General features: G+C 57.1%; 17 protein-coding genes and 2 tRNA genes. 5 read left to right on the top strand and 14 right to left on the bottom strand.

Annotated elements, in window-relative coordinates:
- Positions 1–13 precede the first annotated feature (13 nt).
- From CGS49_RS10795 to CGS49_RS10760, 8 genes are all read right to left on the bottom strand, one after another.
- A complete protein-coding gene (locus CGS49_RS10795; protein WP_143405857.1) occupies positions 14–1,501 on the bottom strand; it encodes a hypothetical protein in 1,488 nt (495 codons plus the stop codon).
- Positions 1,452–1,724: a helix-turn-helix domain-containing protein gene (locus CGS49_RS10790; RefSeq protein ID WP_097801809.1), complete on the bottom strand. Its 273-nt coding sequence runs from the start codon at positions 1,722–1,724 to the stop codon at positions 1,452–1,454. Before CGS49_RS10790 ends, CGS49_RS10795 begins: the two co-directional genes overlap by 50 nt.
- A 304-nt stretch (positions 1,725–2,028) precedes the next feature.
- Positions 2,029–2,802 (bottom strand): TraX family protein, encoded by a 774-nt coding sequence (locus CGS49_RS10785; protein ID WP_097801808.1) that lies wholly within the window; start codon positions 2,800–2,802, stop codon positions 2,029–2,031.
- Positions 2,803–2,848: 46 nt separating this feature from the next.
- A complete protein-coding gene (locus CGS49_RS10780) occupies positions 2,849–3,724 on the bottom strand; it encodes a sugar ABC transporter permease (protein WP_242975448.1) in 876 nt (291 codons plus the stop codon).
- The gene (locus CGS49_RS10775; protein ID WP_242975447.1) at positions 3,724–5,112 is read right to left on the bottom strand and encodes a carbohydrate ABC transporter permease; all 1,389 of its coding nucleotides are present in this window, start codon (positions 5,110–5,112) and stop codon (positions 3,724–3,726) included. Before CGS49_RS10775 ends, CGS49_RS10780 begins: the two co-directional genes overlap by 1 nt.
- Before the next feature lie 30 nt (positions 5,113–5,142).
- Entirely contained in the window at positions 5,143–6,426 is a 1,284-nt protein-coding gene (locus CGS49_RS10770; RefSeq protein WP_097801807.1) for an extracellular solute-binding protein, read from the bottom strand.
- Positions 6,427–6,487: 61 nt separating this feature from the next.
- Positions 6,488–8,311 carry a glycoside hydrolase family 13 protein gene (locus CGS49_RS10765; protein WP_097801806.1) on the bottom strand — a complete coding sequence of 608 codons (1,824 nt, stop codon included), beginning with the start codon at positions 8,309–8,311 and terminating at the stop codon, positions 6,488–6,490.
- Complete coding sequence (locus CGS49_RS10760; RefSeq protein WP_097801805.1) at positions 8,292–10,265, bottom strand: amylo-alpha-1,6-glucosidase; 1,974 nt, start codon at positions 10,263–10,265, stop codon at positions 8,292–8,294. The genes CGS49_RS10765 and CGS49_RS10760 overlap by 20 nt, the downstream gene beginning before the upstream one ends.
- 316 nt (positions 10,266–10,581) lie before the next feature.
- On the opposite strand from CGS49_RS10760, the gene CGS49_RS10755 reads away from it, so the two are divergent.
- Together CGS49_RS10755 and CGS49_RS14045 are read left to right on the top strand one after the other, a co-directional pair.
- Complete coding sequence (locus CGS49_RS10755; RefSeq protein WP_097801804.1) at positions 10,582–11,643, top strand: LacI family DNA-binding transcriptional regulator; 1,062 nt, start codon at positions 10,582–10,584, stop codon at positions 11,641–11,643.
- A 235-nt stretch (positions 11,644–11,878) separates the two neighbouring features.
- Complete coding sequence (locus CGS49_RS14045) at positions 11,879–12,133, top strand: hypothetical protein (RefSeq protein WP_143405856.1); 255 nt, start codon at positions 11,879–11,881, stop codon at positions 12,131–12,133.
- Positions 12,134–12,285: 152 nt separating this feature from the next.
- Here the strand turns inward: CGS49_RS14045 and CGS49_RS10750 are convergent, their stop codons facing one another.
- The gene (locus CGS49_RS10750; protein ID WP_097801803.1) at positions 12,286–12,657 is read right to left on the bottom strand and encodes an HAD family hydrolase; all 372 of its coding nucleotides are present in this window, start codon (positions 12,655–12,657) and stop codon (positions 12,286–12,288) included.
- Positions 12,658–12,668: 11 nt separating this feature from the next.
- A complete protein-coding gene (glgP, locus tag CGS49_RS10745) occupies positions 12,669–14,930 on the bottom strand; it encodes a glycogen/starch/alpha-glucan family phosphorylase (RefSeq protein WP_097801802.1) in 2,262 nt (753 codons plus the stop codon).
- 140 nt (positions 14,931–15,070) lie between these two features.
- Between glgP and CGS49_RS10740 the strand changes: the two genes are divergently transcribed.
- A complete protein-coding gene (locus tag CGS49_RS10740) occupies positions 15,071–15,928 on the top strand; it encodes an AraC family transcriptional regulator (protein WP_097801801.1) in 858 nt (285 codons plus the stop codon).
- Positions 15,929–16,001: 73 nt separating this feature from the next.
- On the opposite strand, the gene CGS49_RS10735 is transcribed toward CGS49_RS10740, so the two are convergent.
- Together CGS49_RS10735 and CGS49_RS10730 are read right to left on the bottom strand one after the other, a co-directional pair.
- Positions 16,002–16,077 (bottom strand) — tRNA-Ala (locus tag CGS49_RS10735).
- 111 nt (positions 16,078–16,188) lie between these two features.
- The gene (locus CGS49_RS10730) at positions 16,189–16,437 is read right to left on the bottom strand and encodes a sporulation transcriptional regulator SpoIIID (RefSeq protein ID WP_097801800.1); all 249 of its coding nucleotides are present in this window, start codon (positions 16,435–16,437) and stop codon (positions 16,189–16,191) included.
- A 297-nt stretch (positions 16,438–16,734) separates the two neighbouring features.
- Between CGS49_RS10730 and thiT the strand changes: the two genes are divergently transcribed.
- On the top strand, positions 16,735–17,307 hold the full coding sequence (thiT, locus tag CGS49_RS10725; RefSeq protein ID WP_097801799.1) for an energy-coupled thiamine transporter ThiT: 573 nt from the start codon (positions 16,735–16,737) through the stop codon (positions 17,305–17,307).
- Positions 17,308–17,446: 139 nt separating this feature from the next.
- Positions 17,447–17,522: transfer RNA gene (locus CGS49_RS10720), tRNA-Ala, on the top strand.
- 172 nt (positions 17,523–17,694) lie between these two features.
- Here the strand turns inward: CGS49_RS10720 and CGS49_RS14490 are convergent.
- The gene (locus tag CGS49_RS14490; protein WP_275542723.1) at positions 17,695–19,044 is read right to left on the bottom strand and encodes a recombinase family protein; all 1,350 of its coding nucleotides are present in this window, start codon (positions 19,042–19,044) and stop codon (positions 17,695–17,697) included.
- 16 nt (positions 19,045–19,060) lie between these two features.
- Complete coding sequence (locus CGS49_RS14565) at positions 19,061–19,309, bottom strand: recombinase family protein (RefSeq protein ID WP_275542722.1); 249 nt, start codon at positions 19,307–19,309, stop codon at positions 19,061–19,063.
- Positions 19,310–19,387: the final 78 nt, after the last annotated feature.

Below are 19,387 nucleotides of genomic sequence, written 5' to 3'. Positions count from 1 at the left end.
TCCCGTTTTATAATTATCGGATCGTTACAGATGTAGGATAGTGCCCTGTTTTTTCACGATATTTTTCTGCAAGGTCAACTTTCCCAGAAATGATGCGTTTTAACGAATCATTGATTTTGTCAGCGGTCCTTACGCCATCTCTTACTTTTTGGTACTCCGGCTGCATTAAAAATTCATCATAGAACCACACAACATTTTCAACGAGCAAACCAAGAACTTTCGGATTGACCTCTTTTTTCTGAAGCTGCTCTAAGGACAATCCAGTAATTTCGCTCAGTCTGACAAGTTCTTCTTCACTATAATAGTCTACCGGGAAGTGGTCGCTCTTTTGGGAATTATGGCTGCTGCACAAGCAGGTCGCCGTTTCATCCAAACGATAAAGGTACGCCAGCGGCATAGTATGGTCCAATGCCATCTCCTCTAATGCGATCGGATTTGAATCCGGGCCGCACTTGAAGCAGCGCCTGTCAAATTTTTCCCAAATATAGCGTGAAAACTCCTTTTTGGTACGACGTTCAAATTCAAAGTGAATGAGATTTTTCTCCAGAAGTGTGTTGATCAATACTTCAATTGCCCTTCGTCTCAATCCATCTTCTTTAAATTGCTGCGCGTTGCGCTGTGGGTTCAAAGGCGTATTCACAAAGAATTTTTTGCAAGCTTTGCATTCAAGCTGATGCCCATAATAAGACACAACTTTTCCATCTTCAATTTTCAGGCCTTCGAGATCCGCCGCCTTTAAATCCGCATAGTTTTGTATTGTATACGCTCTAAAAGTCGAGTGCACACAGGGGGCACGTTTTTTGCAATGCAGCGAAAAGCTCAACGTCTTCAGTTCATTATCCATATTGATCGGCAAGTATCGCCCACAACGGTTGCAGCTTTTTTCAACAACGCGTCTTCCCTCGATAAATTCTTGCCTAGAGATAAGATAACGGCCAATTGGCAGATCAGAACGCAGATAATATAGATAGGGCACATGCATATTTGTTTTCTGGTAAAAACTCACTGCACAAGATGTATCCTGGAATTCCTCTTTCGATACCACGTCTAAATCAAAAGCGGTAAAATCAAAAATGCTGCCTTGTTTACTTGATATTGTCATTCTGACAGCAATGCCCTGAAACTGCGAAGCCTTGTTGATCAGTTGCTCTGCATGAATGCCAATGCTGGCCCAACTATCAGGTTCCAGTATCCACTTCTCCTTACCACTAAAAGTATACCGGACCCCCTCATAGTTATAGCTTATTTCCAGCGAAATCACTGCTTTTTCAGAAGAACAAACATATCCTCCAAAAGCAATCATTGAAATTTCTTTTTCAAAAAGTTCAACAACATCAAGCGCTGGGCGAGAAAATATAAATGTTGTGGTATCGCCTTTGGCAACATAGCGTTCTGCGTGGAGGATGCGGCATTCTCCACCGGTTGTTTCATTGCAGGCATGATACCCGCTTTTACGTGTTGTCTCCCGACGATGATAGGTTCGAAAGTCCTTTTGAGCCATCTGCATACTCTCCTTCCAAATCGTCAAACAGTTTGCTCAGAGGCGCCTCTAGTCCCTCTGCAATTTTTTGAATATTTCTGATCGAGATATTTCTTTTGCCAGCTTCTACCGATGCAAGATAGGTTCTATCCATGCCAATCAACAATGCAAACTTCTCTTGACTTAAGCCCTTTTCGGTCCGTAACTGCCGGACCTTCTTCCCGAATGCTTTTTGAACGTCCAAAAGTATCTCCTCTCCATGAAGATCATACGATCATTATTGTAATGAGTATATAGCGGCCGATGCAAATAAGGCAACGGATTATGAGCAACATTTTCTATCTGTTCCCACCTGTCCCAGCTCCCAAAAAAGAGAAGCAGCAAATAACTTTTGATATACAAAAAGGGCGGCGCACCGTTTGGTGCGCCGCCCTTTTCCTTTACCAGTGAATCGAACTGGCTCAGGCCCCATCGGGATGAAGCGATGGGCGTGATGAAGGAGAAAATAAATATGGGTATGAGGTCAGCTCTGGAAACGCGGGACTGGTTCAGAACAAAAGCCGCCCTGCTGCGCCGACGACCAGCAGCAATGCCGGATACGCCAGAGAATCGACGATGCGGTTTTCCGGGCCTTTTTCACCGTTGTAAAAGTGAATGGCCAGAAAGCCCATCGGCGCAGCCATGAAGAACAGCGAGAAGATGCAGCACAGGATGGACACTGCCGAGCCCACAAGGCTCTGGAAGGAGCCTTTGCCCCGGAACGCCCACAGCGCGGCGAAAAGGACCACCGTGCTGTTTCCATACCGGATGGACAGCATGGAACACCAGATGACTGCTGCAGCCGTTACCAGGACCCGGAGCAGCAGATGCGGTGCATTCTTCTCCGGGAATTTCTGGTACAGGTAGACCATCACCAGACAGACCACCAGCCCGAACACCGGGTTGCGGGAGGTCGTGTCCAGCAGTTTCCCACTGGTCGCCAGGTTATACGGCAGTTCGCTCAGAACCGCCAGGCCTGCAACACGCAGCGCATAATTCCGCAGGCTGGACGTGTGCTCTACCCCTTCCACCAGCAAAAAGGCGAAGATGGGCACAGCACAGGTCTCCATGGCCTGCAGGAGCAGCGCCAGCGTTGCATACAGCATCGCTGCGCGGGAGGTCTGCATCTGCTCCAGCAGCTGCCCGAAACTGACAGCGCCCAGGTTCAGCAGACCGTTCTGCAGGATGCTTTTGCCCAGCATCCCGGCCAGAAGAAAGAACATCCCCCATGTCCGCAGCCCATTGCTGCTGATGCCGGAAGATCGTTTCCTGACAGTTTCCATAGGGGTGTTCTCCTTTCCGGGTGCATCGGACGGGGCAGCCCGGGCATCAGCCCTTGACTGCGCCGCTCATTGCCTCCTGATAGAATTTCTGGGTGATCATGAACAGGATCGCGATGGGGATGGACACCAGCACCGCGCCTGCGCAGAAGCGGACGAACCAGGCATCGACGTATTCCTTTTCCAGCATGCTCCACAGGCCGATGGAGACCGTGAAGTACTGCGAATTGGTACGGCAGATGACCTTTGCGAACACGAAGTCCACCCAGGGTGCCATGAACGAGGTGATGATCTGATACACGATCATGGGCTTGCTCAGCGGCAGCGTGATCTTGGTGAAGATCTGCCAGCGGGTGCAGCCGTCCAGGGTGGCGGCCTCATCCAGCGCCTTCGGGATGGTATCCATAAAGCCCTTCATCACGAAGAAGCCGGTACCGGAACCCGACGAGAAGCAGATGATCAGTGCCAGCGGGATGCGGTTGCCCTCGGTCATGCCCAGCGCCTTCAGGATGAAGTAGACGGCGATCATGGTCATGAAGCCCGGGAACAGGTTCAGGATCATCGCCATGTTCATGTAAGGCTTGCGCATCTTCCACTTCAGGCGGCTGGTGCAGTACGCCACACTCAGCACGAAGAAGGTGGAGATGACGCAGGTGCAGCAGGCGATGAAGAAGGTGTTCATGAACATCCGGGGGAAGTTCATGACGTCAAACTGCGTGAACAGCGCCTTGTAGTTGTTCACGGTGTAGGCCTTGGGCAGGAAGGTCGAGATGAACTGGCCCTTGCCGTCACGGAAGGACTGCATCACCAGCCAGAAGAACGGGATCAGCCAGATGACGCTCAGCACGATCAGGAAGATATACGTAATAATATCGCCCATCACGCGCTTGGCGTGCATTCCGCCGTCTTTGATTTTGTTCGACATTACTTGAATCCCTCCTCATCCTTGTACGAGCCGCTGGAACGATAGGTGACCAGAGACACAATGGACAGCACCACAAAGGTGAAGATGCCAATGACGGCTGCCAGATTGTACTTCTGCTGATCGACCGACAGCTTGTACAGCCAGGTGACAAGCAGATCGGTCCCGCCTGCAGAGTTGCCGACATACATCGGCTCGCCGCGGGTCAGCAGGTAGATGACGTTGAAGTTGTTGATGTTGCCCGTGAACTGGGTGATGAGGTAGGGTGTCATGACGAACAGCATGTAGGGCAGCGTGATGTTGGTGAACTGCTGGAAGGTGTTTGCACCGTCGATGCGGGCAGACTCATACTGGTCGGCGGGGATGTTCTGCAGAATGCCCGTGACCTGCATGATGGTATACGGGATGCCGACCCACAGGTTGACGACGATGACCAGCACGCGGGCCCAGGTCACATTCTCCAGGAAGGGCAGGCGCTGGCTGATCCAGCCCGCATTGAGCAGCATCTTGTTCACGATGCCTTCGGGCTGCACCATCGAGCGGACGACCATCAGGGAAACGAACTGCGGCACAGCGATCGTCATGGACAGGCAGCCGCGCCAGAAGCTCTTGAACTTGATGGCCGGGCGGTTGATGATGAGCGCCACGATCGTGCCAAGGAAGAAGTTCAGGAAGGTTGCAAAGAACGCCCAGATCAGCGTCCAGAGCAGCACGCTGCCGAACTGCTTGCCGATGACCGACGAGGAGTCAAAGATGGTCATGAAGTTCTTCAGGCCCACCCAGTCGAACAGGACCAGGTGATCGCCCTCTTTGGAGTAGTTGGTGAACGCCATGCTCATCATGTAGAGCAGCGGCAGGATGGTGAAGATCACAAGGCAGGCCATCGGCGGGGTCATCAGCAGCATGTGGACGTTTTCGTCCAGCAGACTGCGCAGCTGCTCTTTGAAGTTGGGCACATGTTCGCCCATCTTCTTCAGAGCGGCGGCGCGGTAGCCGCTGCGGACAGAGGACTGCCAGACCAGGACCAGCAGCACCACGACGCACAGCGAAGCGATGCCGTACAGCAGGATCAGCTGGGACTGGTCGCCTGCAACGTACTCGTAGACGAAGGTCTTTTCGTTGAACACCTTCTGCTGCTCGCGCCAGCCAAGGCTGGGCAGCATCGAGATCCAATACAGGCCACCATTGGGGACTGCCAGAAAAACGATCACGCCAATCTCAACCGCCAGATAGATCAGACCCATGATCAGCTGGCCGTTCAGGATATTGGCCAGGCCCATGATGAGGCAGGAAGCCCACACCACCGGCCCACCGTTTTTCAGCGCAATGGACAAAGAATCCGGGATCTTCGGTTTGCGCTGGGGTTCGGTGTTCGTCAATGTTTTTGGCACATGATCATCTCCTTCAGCCAAATTCATGGGTTACATGCTGGCGTTGTTCAGAGCATTGTTGTAAGCCTCGGTCTTCTCAGCTGCGTTGTCCAGAGTGACCTCGCCGCTGACGATGGCCTTGCCCATGTTCTCGGAAGGAGTCCAGTAGCTGCCCATCTCCGGCAGAGTAGCCTGCAGCACGGAGGTGTTGGCGATGGTGTTGGCCTGTGCCATTGCAACGATATCGGCAGAAACGGTTGCGTCGTTGCTCAGAGCGTTGGAGGTGGGCACGATGCCGCGCATCTCATAGTGAGCCTTCTGAGCCTCAGCAGAACCCAGGTAGACGGCCAGAGCAACAGCAGCCTGCATGTTCTGGCAGTTGGGGTTGACACCGATGGCCTTGGAGCCTGCGAAGGAACGCATCTGCTTTGCTTCGCCGTCGATGGTGATGGTGGGCAGCTGGGTCGCACCGAAGTTGTCGCCCAGAGCTTCCTTGACAGCCTCGGCATTCCAGGTGCCGGAGAAGATGGCGTTGACGGTGCCCTCTCGCAGGCCGGACAGGCCGGAACCGTCGGCGTCCACAGAGAAGTTTGCGTTGTTGTACAGGTTCACCAGATACTTGGTAACTGCAACGGCCTTGTCGCCGCCGAAGTCGAAGCCGGCGTCGGCATCCATGCCGCTCTCACCGAAGATGGTGCAGCCGTTTGCGTAGTAGAAAGCTGCGATGTACCAGGAGTCGGTCAGGGGGAATGCGACCTTGCCCTTCTCCAGCATGGTGTCCAGAGACTTCACGTCGTCCTCGCTGAAGACGGAGGTGTCATAGTACATGAACCAGGTGTTGCCGGTGAAAGGCACGCCGTACACGCCGCCGTCGGTGCTGGTGACAGACTCGATCATGGTATCGGGGTTGTCGTTCAGGACCTCATCCAGGTAGCTGCCGCCCAGCTGTGCAATGGCGTTTGCCTGCACCAGGGTGCCCAGCTGGTCGTTTGCGAACATGTAGACGTCGGCAGCTGTGGAGACGTCCTGGGTGACGTTCTTGCTTGCGTCGCCCTCGGGGCAGACCTCATAGGTGAAGGTGATGTTCCACTCGGGGTGTGCATCGTTGAACTGCTCGCACATGGTGGGCAGCCAGCTGCTGGAATCCACCTGATCTTCCTGGGGGCCCCAGACCTTCAGGGCAACGTCCTGCACCTCAACGGAAGCAGCCTCGGAGCTGCCGGCTGCTGCAGAAGAAGCAGTGCTGGAGCTGCTGCCGCCGCAGGCGGTCAGAGCAGTTGCTGCGGCCAGAGTGCCGCAAACGGCCAGGAACGAACGACGCGAGATCTTTTTCATAATTTTTCTCCTCCATAAAATAAATGTTATTCAATACAGCGGTTGCTGTTCGAAACAAAGTTTATCCGTTCAGGATATCCCAGTTGACGCGGCCGGTGTGCTTCGTCAGCGCCATCAGCTCGTCGGCAAGGGCGTCGGTCACCTGACCGGGCGCAAGGCGCCAGCGCCAGTTGAAGCCCACGGTGCCCGGCTGGTTCATGCGGGCCTCGTTGCCCAGGCCCAGGTAGTCCTGAATGGGGATGATGCACTCCTTTTTGATCAGCATCCATGCCTCATAGGGGCGAATGGTCTGGACAGACGGTTCTTTGTAGTTGGAGACAAGGCACTCCGCGCCGCGGTATTCCGCCGGGAAGTCGAAGGAAGCTTCGCGCCCGGAGAAGTTGCAGACCACCAGCAGGTGCTCCGTTTCGGTGTCGCGGGTGTAGGCGAACAGCTGCTCGTCCTCGGGGCACAGCAGCGTGAACCGCCCATCCCGGAAGACCGGCAGCTCCTTGCGCAGGGCAATGAGCTTTTTGTAATAGTAGAAGATGGAATCCGGGTCGGCCAGAGCAGCCGCGGCATTGATGACGGTGTGGTTCTCGTTCACGGGCAGCCAGGGCGTGCCGGTGGTGAAACCTGCGTTCTCCCCTGCCGTCCACTGCATGGGGGTGCGGGCGTTGTCGCGGCCGCGGGCCCAGATGGACTGCATGACGCTCTCGGGCGAGTCGCCGCGCTCTGTCCGCTCTTTGTACATGTTGTGGATCTCCAGATCCTGATACTGTTCCAGCGGCAGGCGGATGTTCGTCATGCCGAGCTCCTCGCCCTGGTAGATGTAGGGCGTGCCCTGCAGGCCGTAAAGCATGGTGGCCAGCATTTTGGCCGACTCCACGCGGTACTCTTTGTCGTTGCCCCAGCGGGAAACGATGCGGGGCAGATCGTGGTTGTTGAAGAACAGGCTGTTCCAGCCGCAGCCGTACAGCTCCTGCTGCCAGCGGCGCAGGCATTCCTTCAGGCGGGGCAGCTCCAGCGGGATCATATCCCACTTGTCCTTGCCCGGCTCCTGGTCGAGACCGATGTGCTCGAACTGGAACACCATGCTCAGCTCGCTGCCGTCCGGCGCGCTGTAGCGCTTGGCGCGTTCGGTGTCTGCACCCCACGCTTCGCCCACCGTCACCAGACCTTCGTCGGTGAGAACGTTCTCGGAAATGCCGCGCAGATATTCATGCAGCCGCGGGCCGTTGATGGTGATATCCTTGTCCGGCTCTTTCGCGATCTGGTCAATGACGTCCAGGCGGAAGCCTGCCACGCCTTTCTTGACCCAGAACTTCATCACATCGTAAAGTTCTTGCCGCAGTTTCGGGTTTTCCCAGTTCATATCCGGCTGTTCCGGCGCGAACTGGTGGAAGTACCACTGGCCGATCTCCGGCACATAGGTCCATGCCGAACCGCCGAAGACGCTGCGCATCCCGCTGGGCGGGCAGTCCGGCGTGCCGTCCCGCCAGAGGAAGTAATCGTGATAGGGGTTGTCGCGGGAGCTTTTTGCCGCCCGGAACCAGCGGTGCTGGTCCGAACAGTGGTTCAGGGTCAGGTCGATGAGGATGCCGATGCCCCGCTTTTTGCTCTCGGCAATGAGCTCGTCCATGTCCGCCATGGTGCCGAAGCTCGGCTCGATGGCGCAGAAGTCCGAGATATCGTAGCCATTGTCCACCTGCGGCGATGCGCAGATGGGGCACAGCCAGATGGCGTCCACACCCAGCGTTTCGAGGTAATCCAGATGCGAGAGGATGCCCCGCAGATCGCCGGTGCCGCTGCCGGTCGTATCCTGAAAGCTCTTGGGATACAGTTCATAGAACACGGCCGATTTCCACCAGCCGCAGCGGCTCTTATCAAGTACCGCTCGTTCCATGTTTTCCTCCTGCACCTTCGATCCTTTCCAGCGCCGCATAGACCCGCAGCATCTCGCCGACGCTCCATGCCTGCGCAAAGCAGCCTTTGCTTTCCGCCGGGAAGTCGCCGCTGTAGATCTCGGGCAGCTGGCCGATGCAGCCTTCCCGCAGCATGGGAAGCACCGCGTCCAGCTCCCGGCGGACCTGTGCAGCCGCTTCCGGGGTGTTGTTGTGTACCTTTAAATAAGCCCGATAATAGGCACCCAGCGGGAACACCCACACCGTTCCCTGGTGATACGCCAGGTCCCGCGCAAGCTGTTCGCCGCCGTAGCTGCCGTGGTACTGCGGGTCTTCCGGCGAGAGCGTCCGCAGCCCGCAGGGCGTGTAGAGCTGCCGGTAGACCGTCTCCACCACGTTCTTTTCCTGTTCGGGAGACAGCGCGGAGAAGGACATCGACACCGCCCAGATCTGGTTGCAGCGGATCTGCTCGTCGGCGTCCGTGCCCGAGAGCACGTCCTTCAGGTATCCCTTCTCCGGCATGTAGAATTTTTCTGCGAAAGAGCGCTTCACCTTTTCGGCCAGCTGCTCGTAGTCGGCTTCTTTTCCCAGCTGCTTGGCAAACGCCGCCATGATCGCAAGGGCGTTGTACCAGTAAGCGTTGACCTCCACCGGTTTGCCGTGGCGGGGCGTCGGCAGGATGCCGTTCACACACACATCCATCCAGGTCACCTGGTCCAGTCCCTCACCGGCGGTGATGAGCCCATCCGCATCCATCCGGATGCCGTGGTGGGTCCCCTTCCGGTAAGCCGCGATGATGCGTTCCATCACCGGGTAGGCTTCGTGCAGGAATGCGCGGTCGCCGCTGCGCTGAATGTACAGCCACACTCCTTCCATGAGAAGGAGTGCCGCGTCCACGGTGTTGTACATCGGCTTCTGTGCGCCCTCCGGGAAAAGGTTCGGCACAAGGCCGTCTTTCTCGTAGGCCAGGAAGGTGCGCAGGATGCTCTTTGCATCCTCATAGCGGCCGGTCTCCAGGCAGCAGCCGGGCAAGGCGATCATCGTGTCGCGGCCCCAGTCGCTGAACAGCGGGTAGCCCGCCAGAATGGTCTTGCCGTTGGTGGAGGCCCGCCGTGCGATAAAGGCATCGGCCGCCGCAGCCAGCTGCGAAGCGGCCGGGTCTGCGAAGCCCGCCTTCTTCTCCAGCGCGGCCAGGCGCATTTCCTGCTGGCGCAGGAGCTCTGTGCCCGAAGCCGCCGTTTCGCCGGTGAAGAACACCACCTCGAACTGAGCGGTCTCGCCCGCCTCCACGGTGCGGGTGATGGAAAAACAGGATGCCGCATAGCCAAATGCAGGGCGGCCGTCCTTTTCGTCTGCCGTGTAGTGCAGCTTTTCCCACTGCACCGGGCGCGCGGCCAGCGCGGCGTCCGTGAAGACGTGCATCGTTTCGCCGCCGGAAGTGACCTTGCCGTTTTCGAAGCGGAAGGTCTTGTCCGGCTTTTTCAGCGCGTCCTCTTTGGGGGCGAACTTCAGCTGCGGTACGATCTCGAGTGTACAGGGCCGGCCCGAACGGTTCTCCACGGTGTAGAGAGCGGCGGCGGTGTTTTCCTCCCAGCCCAGGGCGAGCTTCCGCTCCACCATCACGCCGCCGACGTGATACCGCCAGCAGGGCGTATATTGATAGGTAAAGCTGCTGAGGTTTTTCCAGCCGTCCTCTGCCGCTTCTTCGGCAAAACTCTGGGTCGAGAGGAAGGTCTCCTTCTGCCCGATGCGCAGCACTTCTTTCAGCCGGTGCACCAGCATCACGCGGCGGTTGGGGGCCTGCACGGCTGCCGCCAGAAGTCCCTGATCGCACCGCGGTGCCGAGAACGCTGCCGTCGTGGACAGATAGCCGCCCAGACCGTTCGTCAGCAGGACACTGACGTCTTCTGCACGCTGCCTTGTGCACAGCTCCTGTTTTCCGTAAACGAACCGCATTCTCGTTCCCTCGTGTGGTGACCGTTTTCAAATGTTTCGCAAAGTTTCGTCACTGCAAAGTATAGTACCGTTTGGGTGTTCCGTCAATTCTTTTTTGCAAGGTTCACTAAAGTTCTCCCTATCCGCCAAATTATTTTGAAGATTTTTATGCAAGGTTTCTCTTGCTTTTTCCTGTGATCTATGTTCCAATTATCTTAACAGAAACATTACGAAACTTTTCCCGTGTAAAACCATGCCCTTTCGGGTTGTTTTGACCCGGCTGCTGTGGTAAAATATTCCACGAAACTTGCGAAACAAACGCAAAGGAAGGGATCCGATGGCAACTTTGGAAGATATCGCCCGCACGCTGGGCGTTTCAAAAGGTACTGTTTCCAAGGCGCTGAGCGGTGCAGGCGGCGTCAGCGATGCCATGCGCCAATCGGTGGTCGAGACCGCCGTGGAGCTGGGCTATTCCCGCATCTGCCGGAAGGACACATCGCGCCGCATCGCAGTTTTCATCACCAACATGGATTACGCAAAGCCGGAGGACTTCGGCTACGACATCCTGGCGGGGTTCCGGAAGCTGGCCGAGCCGGACGGCTACCAGGTGGTGGTCGTGCCGCTGAGCTGTGCATTGGAAAACAGCGTCCCCTACGATGCCTACATGATGCAGCACAACTACCTCGGCGGCCTGTTTCTGGGCCTTTCGTTCAACGACCCCTGGCTGGAGGGCTTCAAGACCTGCAAGACCCCTGCCGTGCTTTACGACAACTGTGTGCCGGGGAACCCCCGGGTCACCAGCATCAGCGTGGACAATGCCGAGGCCATGAATCAGGCCGTCCGCTACCTGAAAAGCCTGGGCCACAAGAAGATCGGCTACCTGAGCTACGCGCTGGAGTCCTACGTTTACCAGCAGCGCTACCAGGCGTTTTTCCGGGCCGCGCAGGCAAACGGCCTGCCCTGCAGCGAAAGCCTGGGCAAATGCGATTTCTTCACCTCGGTCTGCCTGTCGGAGCACCTGCCCGCACTGCTGGAGCAGGGCTGCACGGCCATCGTCTGCAGCCATGACCGCCTTGCCAACAGCGTCCTCATCGACTGCCAGGAGCGGGGCATCCGCGTGCCGGAAGACCTGAGCATCCTGGGCTTCGACGACCTGCCGCTGTGCCGGTTCACGCCGCCGCCCCTGACCACCATCCGCCAGAACCGTGCAGAGCTGGGCAAGAGCGCCTATTTTGCGCTGTCCAGCCAGCTGCACGATGTTTCCATCAGCCTGATCCAGCTGCACACAGAGCTGATCGTGCGCTCCTCCTGCGGCAAGGCCCCGCGGCGGCCGCAGGCCAAAAAACGCATTCCCCGGGCAGAGCCCGTCACCAAAAAGGAACGAAATGATGAAGCATAAGATCCCTGTAGAATGGATGCAGCGCTATGAAAGCGAGGCCTTTGCCCGCTGGATGACCGCATCGGTGTGTTCTGCGATAACACCCGCGACGCCATCAAGGGCCACTGCTTCTACGCCAGGGAAGCGGGCTATGTGAACGGCAGGCCGGACATGTTCCCGGAGATCCGGGCAGCGGTCACCGCGTGGTGCTGCAGCGATGCTTTGCCTGAACACGCACCCGGCCAGATCGTGAGCTATGTTTCCGCCCACGACAACTACACCCTGTGGGACAAGCTTCTGCTGGTGCGCACCGGACCCCGACACCCCCCGTGCCGTCCGGTTTCTCCCGGTGGAAGCACCGCTGGTGGGCTGGGTGCTGCCCGCCGGGCCGGAGCGCGCCGCCTGGAAGGCTCTGTGCGTATTTTACAATCCCCTGGCCGAGACCCGTGTCGTTTCGCTGCCGGAAGGCCGCTGGAAGCTTCTGAGCGACGGCACTTCCTCCACCCTGTAGCAGGGCGAAAGCACCGTCTGCACCGGTGAATTTTCGCTTCCGTCCTGCAGCGCCGTGATCTTCGGCCTCTTATAAATAAACGCGGCCCTTCAAATCAAAGAAACCCGGCTGTCGGCGTTCTGCCAGCAGTCGGGTTTTGTTGTTTTATGGGGTCACAGCCTGCACAGCAGCGCAGCCAGCGCTTCCAAAACATGAGGGTAGAGCCGCAGATGTTCCATGGACGCAATGCGGAACAGCTGCGCCGCATTCTGCCCCAGTCCCTCGGTGCAGATGCCCTTTTTCCGGAACAGCGCATCCATCACCTGCTCGAACGGGATATCCGGGAAGCACTCGTAGCTCTGCCCGGCCTTCGCCTGGCGGGCGGCCATTTCCCGTTCAAAGGCCCGCTTCAGCTCTGCGCCCGTGCAACGGGCACCGTAAAAGCCAAAGTAGAGGGCCGTCTTTTCCCAGACCTCCGCACTTTCCTCCGTGTGGATGTCCACCAGCGTGCCGTACAGGTCAAAGATCAGGTCGGTATAGGTCATCGTACAGCGCATCACTTGCCCAGGTGCCAGATGTCGCGGTCGTACTCGGCAATGGTGCGGTCAGAGGAGAACATGCCGGCCTTGGCGATGTTCACCAGGCACTTGCGGCGCCAGCCCATCGGGTCGCAGGCGTAGTCGCTCAGGGCCTGATCCTTGCGCACCACATAGGCGTTGAAGTCCGGCAGGGTCTGGAACCAGTCCTTGTGGATCAGCTCGTCGTGCAGGCGGGTCAGGTTCTCGGCGTGGCCTGCTGCCAGCATCTCCTCCCCGGTCAGGAAGTCGATGGCACGGCGGATGTTGGCATCGCCCTCATACCACTGCGCAGCGATGTAATCGCCTGCGTCGTAGCGGTGGATGACCTGATCGGAGGTCTGGCCGAAGATATAGATGTTCTCCTCGCCCACCTGCTGGCTGATCTCCACGTTGGCACCGTCCATGGTGCCCAGGGTCAGCGCGCCGTTCAGCATGAACTTCATGTTGCCGGTGCCGGAAGCCTCTTTGGAAGCCAGGCTGATCTGCTCAGACAGATCGCAGGCGGGGATCAGCTTTTCGGCGGCGGTGACGTTGTAGTTCTCCACAAACACCACCTGCAGCCACTTGGACACCTCCGGGTCGGCGGCAATGACCTTCGAGAGGGTCAGCAGGGCGTGGATGATATCCTTTGCGATGATATAGGCAGGTGCGGCCTTTGCGCCGAAGATGCTCACCAGCGGGGCAGCGGGCAGATGACCGGCCTTGATCTCGTAATACTTGTGGATGAGGTACAGCAGGTTCAGCTGCTGGCGCTTGTACTCGTGCAGGCGCTTGGACTGGATGTCGAAGACGGCCTCGGTGTTCACCTTCACGTTCTGGGTGCGCAGCAGCCAGTCGGCCAGAGCTTCCTTGTTGGCCTTCTTCACGGCGGTCAGCTCGCCCAGCACGGTCTCGTCGTCTGCAAAGGCCAGCAGCTTTTCCAGCTCGGAAGCGTCCTTGCGGAAGCCGGAGCCGATGCGCTGCTCCAGCTCGGCAGTCAGGCGCGGATCGCACTCCAGCAGCCAGCGGCGGAAGGTGATGCCGTTGGTCTTGTTGTTGAACTTTTCGGGGTACAGCTCGTAGAAGCCGTGCAGCTCAGAGTTCTTCAGGATCTCGGTGTGCAGGGCTGCCACGCCGTTGGTGGAATGGGTGAAGTGGATGTCCATGTGGGCCATGTGCACCCGGTCGTCCTTGTCGATGATGGCAAGGCTCTCGTCCTTGGTGCGGGTGCGGGCCAGCTCGTCCAGCTTCTCAATGATGGGCATCAGCTGGGGCACAACGGCATCCAGATAGGCGCGGGGCCACTTTTCCAGTGCTTCGGCCAGGATGGTGTGGTTGGTGTAGGCGCAGGTCTTGGTGACGATCTCCACGGCTTCCTCAAAGGCAATGCCCTTCTCGCCCAGCAGACGGATCAGCTCCGGGATGACCATGCTGGGGTGGGTGTCGTTGATCTGGATGGCGGCGTAATCGGCCAGGTCGTGGTAGTTGCAGCCGCGGGCAGCGCTCTCGGCCAGGATCAGCTGGGCACCGGCAGAGACCATCAGGTACTGCTGGTACACGCGCAGGCGGCGGCCTGCCTCGTCGGAGTCATCCGGGTAGAGGAACAGGGTCAGGTTCTTGTCGATGGCGGTCTTGTCGAAGGCAATGCCGTCGTGGACGATGCTCTCATCAATGGTGTCCAGATCGAACAGGTTCAGGGTGTTGGTGCGGCCCTCGTAGCCGGTGACGGCCAGCTTGTACAGGCGGGCGGTGTACTCCCTGCCTGCCAGCTCCACCGGGTAGGTCACGTCGGTCTTCTCGGCCCAGCTGTGGGCGGTGAGCCACGGATCCGGCTTCTCGTTCTGGATGCCGTCCTCAAAGGACTGGTGGAACAGGCCGAAGTGATAGCGCAGGCCCACGCCGTCGCCGGGCAGGTTCAGCGTTGCCAGCGAATCCAGGAAGCAGGCAGCCAGACGGCCCAGGCCGCCGTTGCCCAGGGACGGTTCGGGCTCCACTTCTTCAATGTCGGACAGGTTCTTGCCTGCGGCGGCCAGGGCCTCGCGGGCTTCGTCGTACAGACCAAGGTTGATCAGGTTGTTGGACAGCAGCTTTCCGATGAGAAACTCTGCGCTGATATAATACAGTTTGCGGCCGGTGACGGGCTGGACGCGGTCTGCGCTTTTCTGCCGGACGATCTCCAGCAGAGCCAGATACAGCTCCTGATCCGTGCAGTCTGCCAGCGGTTTACCAGTGAGGTTCTGTAACATTTCGGTGAAGTTCATAAACGAATCCTCCTTATCATGCGGAAAACAGGTTTCACGTCTGTACGCTTTGTACTTCAAGATATACCACATAAAAGCGGCAAAATCTTGCCAAATAAGCGCACGGTATGGTACAATCCTATCATCAGGAGGTAGCAGCGATGCAAAATCAGGCTTCTTTGCAGGAAACCAAGCAGCATGGTGCCGTGCGGTTTCCCTTCAACATTTACCCCTGCACCATCCCCGGGGATTTCCCCCAGGTGGCGCTCCACTGGCACGACAGCATGGAGCTGGTCTTCGTCAAGCGGGGCGCAGGGCTCATCCAGATGGGCACCGCCACCTACCCCACCCGCACCGGCGACATCTTTGTCTTTTCGCCCGGCACGCTCCACGCGCTGCGGCAGGTGCCCGGCAGCTCCATGGAATATGAAAACATCATCTTTGATCTGGAGCTTCTGGGCGGCGCGGAAGACCTCTGCGCCGAAAAGTATCTGCTCCCGCTCCAGAGCGGCCGCCTGACCCTCACCGGGCGGCTGAGCACCAACGACCTGTGTTACCCCAAAGCCGCCGCCTGCCTGCGGGAGGTGGAAGACGCCAACCGCTCCAAGCTGCCCGGCTATGAGCTGATCGTCAAGGGGGAGCTGCTGCATTTTCTCGCCCTGCTCATCGCGCAGGGCAGGCAGCACCTTTCCGCCGAGACCACCGACACCCAGCGGCTGAAAGCCCTGCTGCAATGGCTCTCGGCCCACTCTGCAGAAGACCTTCACATCGCCGACGCCGCGCAGGTCTGCTCGTTCAGCTCCAGCCACTTCATGCGCTGGTTCCGGCAGATGACCGGGCAGAGCTTCGTCGCCTACCTGAACGACTACCGCCTGAACATGGCAGCCGAGGCGCTCCACACCACCGACGACACGGTGCTTTCCATCGCTTCGCGCTGCGGCTTCGAGAACCTCTCCTACTTCAACCGCGCCTTCAAGGCGCACTTCCAGATGACCCCGCGGGAATACCGCCGGAAATGATCTGCCGGACCGGGCCAACACAACGCCGCAAAACAAAAAAGACACCGCACATTTCTGTGCAGTGTCTTAGGTCTGGTGGAGAATACCGGGATCGAACCGGTGACCTCTTGCATGCCATGCAAGCGCTCTCCCAGCTGAGCTAATCCCCCAGATGTCTTGGCGTCGTGCCTGACGACAGGAGTAATTATACCAGCGGGATGGCGCTTTGTCAACCACTTTTTTGAAAATAATGAAAGTTCTTTTCAGCTTCTGCCGAACGTTTACCCCCGGCGATACTTTTTCCGCGTAGCAGCGCCGCCGCGCAGATGGCGTTCCGCCTTGTTGCGTGCCAGAACTGCGCGCACCTGCCGGAACAGCTCCGGCTGCAGCGTGCGCAGGCGCGCGGACACATCCTTGTGCACGGTGGATTTGCTGCAGCCGAACGCTGCGGCTGCGGCCCGCACCGTTGCGCCGTGTGCCGTGATGTATTCGCCCAGTTGGACTGCCCGCTGTTCAGGATCCCCTTTCATGGCCAAATTCCCCCCGCATAAGCTATGCTGCATCCTATGCGGCGGCCAGACAAAATATTCTGCGGTTTGCCTTGACTTTTGGGCGGGCGGCGCTATACTAATAGCTGGACATAAAAACAGGGGTGCCGAAAGGCTGAGATCCGCATCTGCGGAGTACCCTTTTTACCTGACCGGACAATGCCGGCGTGGGAGTTTGCAGAACTGTCCGTTCTTTCACAAACCCCGTGCGCCTGCTTTCGAAAAAAAGCGGGCGCATTTTGTTTTTGTGTACTATTGAAAGAGAGAAGGAATCTCTACATGTCCAAGTCCTATTCCAAGACCCGCATTCTGGTGGAATGCGCGCTGATGATCGCGGTGGGCACCGTGCTCTCCAGCATCAAGTTCTTCACCCTGCCCAACGGCGGCAGCGTCACCCTGCTGAGTATGCTGCCGTTCGTGCTGGTGTCCTTCCGCCATGGCACCAAGTGGGGCCTGTTCACCGGCTTCGTGAACTCCTGCCTGCAGATGATCATGGGCTTCTACCCTCCTCCCGCCTCCACCTTCCTCTACTTCCTCGGTGAGGTGCTGCTGGACTATGTGCTGGCCTTTATGGCACTGGGTCTGGCCGAGCTGTTCGCCCGCCCCTTCAAGAACCGCACTGTGGGCGTAGCCGTGGGCACCTTTGCCGCCGGCTTTCTGCGCTTTATGTGCAGCTTTTTGTCCGGCGTTCTGGTCTGGGGCAACCTGAGCGATGGTCTGGCCGCATGGACTTACAGTCTGACCTACAACGGCAGTTATATGCTGCCCGAGACCCTGCTCACCATGGTGGCTGCTGTGCTGCTGTGCCGTGTGGCTCCGCAGCTCTTTGACCGCCAGACGGCAAGAGCCTGACGTTTTGGCTGCAAAGTTCCCTCGCCGTGCGCTGCCCGGCGGGGGAATTTTTATTTGCAGAATTTGAAAAAAGTGGTTGACAAAGCGCCATCCCGCTGGTATAATTACTCCTGTCGTCAGGCACGACGCCAAGACATCTGGGGGATTAGCTCAGCTGGGAGAGCGCTTGCATGGCATGCAAGAGGTCACCGGTTCGATCCCGGTATTCTCCACCAAAAGCACTGTACTTCGTAGGAAGTATGGTGCTTTTCTTTTTGCTGAAGCCGATTTTTGGGGGTTGCATTGCTTCGCCTGCACCGTTTTCAGGCTTTTGCAGGCGGTTCCTATACAACCCCCAACTTTTGACTTCACACCATTTTCAAAAAGGAATGTTTTCCGCCCGTTTTTTCAGCAGGCTGCTGTATCATCCCCTTCAATGTACGGCGTAAGGTCGAAGTTGAAGGTAATGTTGAGCTGATACCCACGATAAACATCTACCCTGCGGATAAGCTGATTGACGATCATTTTCTTTGCTTCAAAACTGGCACTGTCGTAGAGATCAGAAAAAGAAATCAGTTCTTCGTACAGTTTTGATACGTTGTCCATCAGTTCGGCAGTTTTTTCTGTTTCTGCATAGGAAGATTCATAAAGAGCATCCAATTCCCGAAGTTTTTCCTCCTGCGCTGTAATCATCTCGGCAAGGGTTTCTTTGGGAAAGACGCTCTCACCTTTGATACAGGCAAGAATCTCGGCTTTCAGGGAAATCAAGTCTTTTTGGGCTTTATCCCGCTCTACCTGAATAGTTTGCAGATGATTCTTGCGTTCGACAACTTCCCGCTCGTAACGCCTTGTAATGATCTGCTCTTTCGGGATGCCTCTCATTTTGGAAAAGATCTGACGGACTGACTTATCAATGATCTCATCCAAAATATGTACCGTATAACCCGTCTGCCCGGTGCAGCCGGTCTGCTTACGGAGCTTTCCGTAACAGGTATAACGGACACGGAGCGTATCGTCCAGTGTTCCATCGGAGAGCTTGCGCCACTTCCGGCTGGAAGTCAAGGTCAGCTTTGCACCGCAATGTCCACAATAAGCATTGCCCGAAAGCAGAGATTGTCCGTGAATGTTCAGCGGAACGCGATATTCGGATTCTTGTGCTGCACGGTTAGAACGATTTTCACGGATACGCTGGGCGGCTTCAAACTGCTGCGCTGGGATGATCTGCAACTCTTGCAGCAGTTCCGAATGGGCATCCCCACAGCGGAGAACGCCTGTATAGGTCAGGTTCCGAACCATTCCACGGATACTTGCCGGATGCCAGCATTTCCCAGACCTTGCACGGTAGCCGTTACCATTCAGATAAGTTGCGATATGCTGCGGTCCATAGCCTTCATGCACATACTTGTCGAAAATAATCCGAACTACGGCAGCTTCACGCTCGTTGATGTGCAGTTCATACAGTTCGTGCTTGCGCTTGTTGATGCGGCCACTTTTCACAAGGTCATAACCATACGGCGCACTGCCACCCTTGAAGTGCCCTTCTTCCACAAGCTGCCGCAGGCTGGTACGGGTACGGACAGAAGTTTTTTCGCTTTCGCCGTCCGCCTGCCAGAAGCGGATGTAGTTCAGCAATTTGTCAGTGTGGTTGTCGAATCGCTGCTCACCCTCTTGGGTACTCCATACCCGGATGCCGTTTCGTACAAACCATTCTACGACAAATGGCGTTTCATCTGCGATGCGTCCGATTCGATCGAACATGAACACCAGCAGAATGTCAAACTTGCCTTTTCGGGCATAATCCTTGGATGATTTGCAGCTTGTCACGGGCTTCTGCACGGACTTTGTGGCCAGACACGCCCTCTTCCTGTTCCTCATGGACGATGACCCAGCCCTTCGCTTCGGCAAATTTGTGACACGCCTTGCGCTGCATAGGAAGGTCTGCTTCATGATTCGAGTTGAAATCCACCTGTTTGTCGGTGGAAACACGGTACAGGCAGCAGACACGGTTTTTATTTTCAGTCATAGGGGGTTCCTCACTTTCGCTATAAAAGCGAGGATGAACGATATTCGGTTATCAAAGAACAGTTGGTAGTGGTTCATG

It is taken from the genome of Faecalibacterium langellae (assembly GCF_002549775.1).
Taxonomy (GTDB): Bacteria; Bacillota; Clostridia; order Oscillospirales; family Ruminococcaceae; genus Faecalibacterium; species Faecalibacterium langellae.
Note: the sequence above shows the minus strand (reverse complement) of the source record. Positions and strands in the feature narration are given on the sequence as shown.